The 5,884-nt window shown below is 46.4% G+C and carries 8 protein-coding genes and 2 pseudogenes; 2 read left to right on the forward strand and 8 right to left on the reverse strand.

The window, feature by feature from the left end:
- Positions 1-643, reverse strand: a pseudogene (locus Q0413_RS01010) (GntP family permease); the annotation flags it as partial.
- Positions 644-985: 342 nt separating this feature from the next.
- Between Q0413_RS01010 and Q0413_RS01015 the strand changes: the two are divergent.
- On the forward strand, positions 986-1,123 hold the full coding sequence (locus tag Q0413_RS01015) for a hypothetical protein (protein ID WP_298986366.1): 138 nt from the start codon (positions 986-988) through the stop codon (positions 1,121-1,123).
- A 656-nt stretch (positions 1,124-1,779) separates the two neighbouring features.
- On the opposite strand, the gene Q0413_RS01020 is transcribed toward Q0413_RS01015, so the two are convergent.
- The 4 genes from Q0413_RS01020 to Q0413_RS01035 all read right to left on the reverse strand — a co-directional run bounded on the left by Q0413_RS01020 (position 1,780) and on the right by Q0413_RS01035 (position 4,792).
- A complete protein-coding gene (locus Q0413_RS01020; RefSeq protein ID WP_298986369.1) occupies positions 1,780-2,202 on the reverse strand; it encodes a Sua5/YciO/YrdC/YwlC family protein in 423 nt (140 codons plus the stop codon).
- A gap of 13 nt (positions 2,203-2,215) precedes the next feature.
- Entirely contained in the window at positions 2,216-3,115 is a 900-nt protein-coding gene (locus Q0413_RS01025) for a DMT family transporter (RefSeq protein ID WP_298986371.1), read from the reverse strand.
- A gap of 512 nt (positions 3,116-3,627) precedes the next feature.
- Positions 3,628-4,443 carry a site-specific DNA-methyltransferase gene (locus Q0413_RS01030; protein ID WP_298986373.1) on the reverse strand — a complete coding sequence of 272 codons (816 nt, stop codon included), beginning with the start codon at positions 4,441-4,443 and terminating at the stop codon, positions 3,628-3,630.
- Positions 4,436-4,792: a DpnII family type II restriction endonuclease gene (locus Q0413_RS01035; protein WP_297997536.1), complete on the reverse strand. Its 357-nt coding sequence runs from the start codon at positions 4,790-4,792 to the stop codon at positions 4,436-4,438. The genes Q0413_RS01030 and Q0413_RS01035 overlap by 8 nt, the downstream gene beginning before the upstream one ends.
- 18 nt (positions 4,793-4,810) lie before the next feature.
- Here Q0413_RS01035 and Q0413_RS01040 point away from each other — a divergent pair, with 18 nt between their 5' ends.
- Positions 4,811-5,107: a DpnII family type II restriction endonuclease gene (locus tag Q0413_RS01040; protein WP_265584645.1), complete on the forward strand. Its 297-nt coding sequence runs from the start codon at positions 4,811-4,813 to the stop codon at positions 5,105-5,107.
- Here Q0413_RS01040 and Q0413_RS01045 read toward each other — a convergent pair.
- The 3 genes and pseudogenes from Q0413_RS01045 to Q0413_RS01055 all read right to left on the reverse strand — a co-directional run.
- Positions 5,063-5,257 carry a DpnII family type II restriction endonuclease gene (locus tag Q0413_RS01045; protein WP_122863220.1) on the reverse strand — a complete coding sequence of 65 codons (195 nt, stop codon included), beginning with the start codon at positions 5,255-5,257 and terminating at the stop codon, positions 5,063-5,065. The two genes, Q0413_RS01040 and Q0413_RS01045, sit on opposite strands and share 45 nt — an antisense overlap.
- A gap of 7 nt (positions 5,258-5,264) precedes the next feature.
- On the reverse strand, positions 5,265-5,456 hold the full coding sequence (locus tag Q0413_RS01050; protein ID WP_298101534.1) for a DpnD/PcfM family protein: 192 nt from the start codon (positions 5,454-5,456) through the stop codon (positions 5,265-5,267).
- Positions 5,456-5,884, reverse strand: a pseudogene (locus Q0413_RS01055) (hypothetical protein); the annotation flags it as partial. The gene Q0413_RS01050 and the pseudogene Q0413_RS01055, both read right to left, overlap by 1 nt.

Consider the following 5,884-nt stretch of genomic DNA (forward strand, 5'->3'; position numbering starts at 1 on the left):
CATTCGCTTCAGCCTCGCTTATATGGACGTTTTTGGCGACCTTTTTAGAAAAAAAGTATGTGGCGATCAGCACCGGCAAGGACACTACCGCGCCCATTGCGATTACGAGCAGTAGATTGCCGCCTAGACCTACGGCACCTGCTGCGGCGATCGGTCCCGGAGTCGGCGGGATGAATACGTGCGAGGCGTAAAGTCCGCCGGAGAGCGCTACTGCAAGAGCGACCGGATTTTCGCCGATTTTTTTGCTGATCGCTTCACGGATTGGGTTTAAAACGACGAAGCCGCTGTCGCAAAATACGGGGATACCTACGATCCAGCCCATTATGAGCATCGCAAGCTCGGGGCGCTTTTGCCCGACTACGTTTACGACCATATCGGCGAGTTTGAGCGCCGCGCCCGTCTTTTCGAGCACGGTGCCGATGAGCGCGCCGAAGATTATGACGATACCGATACTCTTAAACGTGCCGCTGAATCCGTCGCCGATAATCGCGGGGATCTTGGCTAGCGGTATGCCCGCAACGATCGCGAGCGCCAGGGAGATAAGCATTAGCGCCAAAAACGGGTGAACGCCTGCTTTGGAGATCAAAAAAATCATCACGACGACCGCTATGGCGAAGCAGATGATTAACGCAACACCGCTCATAAAAGCTCCTTGAATGGATTTAATTTGCTCGCAAGCGGTTTAAGCTAAGCCGTTTGCGCTTCAAATTTAATGCGGTAATTTTAGCGAAATTTTAATATAAAGCAAGAATGGCGGCGTTAAATTCATGAAAATTTATGATTTATGCGTGAATGATGGACTAGCTAGCGGAGTTTGTCGGTTGGAATTTATCGGTTGGAATTTATCGGTTGGAATTTATCGGTGCCGCGCGGCGAGAGGCGGTTTAAATTTTAAAATTTGCAGTGTTTGGCTTGACACACGTTGCGCGGCGGCGGAAATTTTATCGCGGATCTGTCGTCGTAGCGCAGCAACGGGGCGGTGCACTTGCGTCTTACACGTAGGTTTGAGAGCTTAAAGGGCGTGAGCTACGAGGACGGCTTTGCGGCGCTTGCTGCTGACAGCGGCGATCGAAGGCGTAGTATCGGCGACGGCAGCAGTGAGGCGGAAACAATGGAATTTTGACATAAGATCGGCGATGATAGAATTTTTGATCGTAATACTTGCAGCGGCGATAAAATTTTTAATTGAAACTATCGATAGAAGCAGCGGCTGAATTTTATTAAAACTATTGGCGCAGCGGCGAAATTTTGATTTTAGCGGCGCCAGAGAAGCTGTTTTGACAAGATAGAATTTTAATCAAAGGCAGAAGCAGCGTCGGCAGAGCTTCGATCAAAAACGGCGCGTAGCAGCTCGGATAAAAACCGGCGACAATGCCCAATCTCTAAAATTTTAATCAAGAATACTCGGAATGCTAGAATTTCTAGCGATAATCTTAGCTCGCCCGAGTTAAAATTTTGATCGAGAGTATCTGGCGATAGAATTTCATTCAAAGCTAGCAATGACGAAATTTTACGGCTCCGAAAACGACAGGAATTTTACTATTTGAAGGCAACGGGAGGAGGGGGGGGTGCAGCTTTTTATATGATTTTTCTGCGAGCCTGCCGTGATCCTTTACAATTTTTTAAAATTCCAGACGGTATTTGCGCGGTTTATATGTGACGAAATTTTACGGTTCGGTAAATTTATAGAGCAATTTAAATTTACAAAGTCGCTTAAATTTATAAACTACTGCGCCTCTTTTTGAGCGCTCTTTGCGCGCATAAATTTAATCGGCAGTTCTATCTAATCCGCAAAATTTTAGTTTTTGAAATTTTATATATTCTCGAGCTTGCGTTTTGGCTGAAATTTTGATCCACGACCTGATCTGCCGCCGCTTTCGCCCAGGCTTCGTCGAAGTTTTGCCCGTTTAGATTTGCGCTGCTGGAGTAGAGCCAGTCAAATTGCCTCAAAAACTCCTCGTGAGCGCACTCTTTCACGACGCGCACGGCGGTGCCGTTCGGGTATAAAAAGGTCGTTTTCCTCGCGCGGCGCACTAAATTTTTAAATTTAGCAGGTACGCGAGCGAGGTTTTTTAACTCGCTAAGCTTCGCCGTCGTTACAAGGCAGGGTTTATCCGCAGGACGGTGTTTAAGCGCGTTTATCTCGCGAAAATCTTTACTCAAAAACCCAGCCGTCGTATCAGTCTGCGCCAAATAGATCATCTCTCCTCCAAATTTACGCCTTTTTCCTATCTTTAGCCAGCAAAAATATGCACGAGATAATGAGCGTAAAGCCCGCAAAATCAAGGAACACGAACTCCGTCCCCAGCCAAAAATAAGCAAACGCCGCCGCGCTCACCGGCTCGATGCACGCGATCATGCTCGCCCTGCTTGCGCCTATTATCTTTAGCCCCGTCATGTAAAAGCTAAACGCGCATATCGTGCCTAAAATCACCACCGCAGCAAGCGCCGCAAAGCCGTCCGCGTCGCTCACGCCGCCCAGCTGCCAAACCCGCGTGTAAAGCGCGAGCGCGCCGCCGCCGATGACCATGCCCCAGCCTAAATTTAGCGCGACGGGGTATTTTTGATTTAGCTTCGTTGGGATGAGGCTGTAGATCACGACGCCAAGCGCGCTAATGAGGCACCAAACCAGCGCCCCCGCGCTGATAACCAGCGAGCCAAGATCGCCGTGGGTGGCGAGCAGCACGACGCCCAGCACCGCGAAAATGAGCGCGATGAGCTCGACCTTTTTAGGCGCGCGCCGCTGTGAAAAGCAAACGACGGCAAGGATGAGCGCGGGCGCGGAGTACTGGATCACGGTCGCGACGGCGGCGTTTGAGAGCTCGACACCGCAAAAGTACGAATACTGCGTCATCATAAGCCCAAAAAACGCGTAGATGAGCAGCTGCGGCAATAGCGCGCGATCTTTTAGCGGCGCGAGAGCTGCGCGCGGCGAACGCGCTAAATAGTACGCCACCATCGCAAGCCCCGCAAGGCCTAGGCGGTAGGGCACGAGCCAGTCGGCGCTGACGCCTTTTTGCGTGAACAGATACTGCCCGCAAACGCTGCTAAAGCCCCATAATACGCCGCCAAGAAGCGTGATGAAAACGCCGAAAAATTCGCTCTGTGATCTCATTTGCCACCTTAAATTTAAAGCCAAAGTATACAAGCTTATGCTTAAGCTGGGGTTAAATTTGGGGTTTGGGCGCGGCGCGATGAGCAAGGTAGGCGGAATTAAATTTAGACAAATGTAGCAAAAATAGGCAAAGATTTAAATTTGAGCGGATGGATAAGGAGGGCATTGTAAAATAATCTTCGAGGTTGTATTGTAAAATTTAAATGCGACAAGATGTGCGAAAATATCGCGCGGCTGGACGAGGCGGTTTTAAATTTAATCGCCCCCCCCCCCCCCCCCGTTCTTACTTCAGCCTTGCATTCGCAGCTTTTTAAGAATTAGTTCGAATGTAGCTTGGTGTTTCCTCTTGCTTGTAAACTGTTTTAGCGGAGTGAAAAAGATGGCAACAAACGCAGAGAACAAAAAATAGCCTGTGAATCTCAAAATTTTAAAATAGCAACGTATATTTTTTTGCGGTTTCAAATTTGCGAAGCAGAAAGCGAAAAGCGCACTAAAATTCAAACGCTTAAATTTTAAAATTTCAAACTCTCTTGTTCTAATAGTCGCAAATCCGAAATCTTTCGCCTAAATTCGGCGAAATTCGCGTCTAGCTCGCGTTTGCGCTTTAGAGCGATATCTATAAACTCGTCCTCTTTTTCGATACCTACGAATTTTCGTTCTAGCAAATTCGCAGCTACACCGGTCGTCGCAGAGCCTGCAAAAGGATCACAAACGACGCTATTTTGAGTGCTCGCCATTAAAATTAACCGCACCAAAAGCGGTAGCGGTTTTTGCGTCGGATGCTTGCCGCACGCCTTCTCCCACGGCGCGATCGCGGGCAAGTTCCACACGTCACGCATCTGCTTGTCGTTATTTAGCTTTTTCATTAGCTCATAGTTGAAAATATGCTTAAATTTCTCACTTTTTCTTGCCCAGATGATCTGCTCCGAGCCGTGCGTGAGATAGCGGCAGCTGAAATTCGGCGGCGGATTGGTCTTCGCCCACGTGATGACGTTTAGGATTTTGTAGTCCAGCTTTTGCAGCGCCCGACCGATCGAAAATATATTATGATACGTCCCGCTTATCATTACGCTGCCGTTATTCGTGAGTGCATCTTTGGCGAGCGCAAGCCATTCGAGATTAAATTTATCTATCTCATTGATGCCGTAGCTTTTGTCCCACTCGCCCTTGTTTACGCTTACGATTTGCCCGCTTTGAATACTAAGTCCGTCATTTGAGAGAAAGTAGGGCGGATCGGCAAAAATGAGGTCAAACTCGCCTTTAAATTTAGGCAAAATATTGAAGCAATCGCCTTTAAAAAGCTTAAAATCATCGGCTAACTTAAACATTTTTAAGCTCTTTTATAAAGTAATAAAGCGTGGCGAGATTATAAATTTTAACGCTTTTGTAGGCTTCTTCCAGTTTGTTTTTAGCCGCCAGCCACCCCTGTCCGTCGGTTATCCAGATAAATTTAAATCCGCCACAAAGCGCGATCTTTTGTGCTATTTCGATATAAGACCTTGCGACTTCATTTAGCTTCGAGCCACCCGTGCCGTAAAAATTCGCCTCGATCAGATATGTTACGCCGCCTGCGCTAATGACGAAATCGAAAATCTTTTGATCGCTTCCTAAATTTAGAGCAAAATTCCTACTGCTGACCTCGGTTTGAAAGCAGATATTTTCACTCTTTTCGGGCAAAACAAATGGTGTTTCGATGTGTTAAATTTACTCATTGCCGTTCGCGATAAAAACACGGACGTGATAGCGACTAGCGGTGAGCTAACGAAACTCGGAACGTATTTTAAAAGTCCCGAAAAAATTTATGAGTTTTGCCAAGAAAGCGGACTAGATAAAATTTTTACGGACGGAAAGGTTAAAAATTTGCACGATTACGTATTTGGCGTGGAAGTTGGACTCGATACAAATGCGCGAAAAAATCGCGGAGGCGTAAATTTCGCACGAACGATTTCAGAGTATCTTAAAAGTGAAAATATCTGTTTTCAAATCCTTTGAACCGAGTAAAAAATCAAGCGTGTGGAGCTTGATAGAAACGGCTTTTAGATTTTTGCCGCATTTTTCAAAGTCGGTAAAGTAGTCAAGGCTTGCATTTGTTTTTCTAAGTGAGCGTAAAAAGTCATCGAATTTCGTTAAATTTGGTTCCATAAATTTCCTAAATTTCAGTTTTCGGCTCGTCCGCGATCGTCGCTTTAAAGTCCGCGCAGACGAAGTTCTCTGCACTCAAAACGATCTCGCAATTTTCGTAAGCCGTCTGCGCGATCTTACACGCTTCTTCTTTATTTTTCGCTTTAATTACAACCTTTTTAGCCAAAATTTCGGCAATCTCTACTTCAAATTCTTTCATCAAATCCCCATTTTTATTTTCGCGCTCTCGTTTTCTAAGTCGTATTGTTTAGCGATACTTTCGTAGCTCGCAAATTTTACGCTACCAACAATATCTTTGTATATCGACGCGCTTATCACGCTTTGAAACTGCCTTAACCTGTCCTCATCCGCGACGACAAACATTTTGGCATTAAAGTCCTGAAGTTCGTAAAATTTATTGAGAGAATTTTTAAAGTCTGTCGAGTGCTCAACCTCGAAAAACGCGTAAGGTAGATTTCGCTCGTTAAACCAGATCGCATCGACGCTGCGCGCCTTATTTAGTATGCTCGGGTAGGCAAATTCGTAAATCGCCTTTAGCGAAGTGAGGTCGTCCAGCTTTTTGCTTGCGATGAAGCTTTTATTTTTATCCTGTGGCGGCACGTAGGTTTGAAATTTGCGCAGGTTGCC

It is taken from the genome of uncultured Campylobacter sp., from assembly GCF_938045465.1.
Lineage (GTDB): Bacteria > Campylobacterota > Campylobacteria > Campylobacterales > Campylobacteraceae > Campylobacter_B.

Bases quoted from the DNA above. Each gene is read 5' to 3' on its own strand.
- Q0413_RS01020 (WP_298986369.1), bottom strand. From the start codon at position 2,202: ATGATCTATTTGGCGCAGACTGATACGACGGCTGGGTTTTTGAGTAAA.
- Q0413_RS01025 (WP_298986371.1), bottom strand. From the start codon at position 3,115: ATGAGATCACAGAGCGAATTTTTCGGCGTTTTCATCACGCTTCTTGGC.
- Q0413_RS01030 (WP_298986373.1), bottom strand. From the start codon at position 4,443: ATGTTTAAGTTAGCCGATGATTTTAAGCTTTTTAAAGGCGATTGCTTC.
- Q0413_RS01045 (WP_122863220.1), bottom strand. From the start codon at position 5,257: ATGGAACCAAATTTAACGAAATTCGATGACTTTTTACGCTCACTTAGA.
- Q0413_RS01050 (WP_298101534.1), bottom strand. From the start codon at position 5,456: ATGAAAGAATTTGAAGTAGAGATTGCCGAAATTTTGGCTAAAAAGGTT.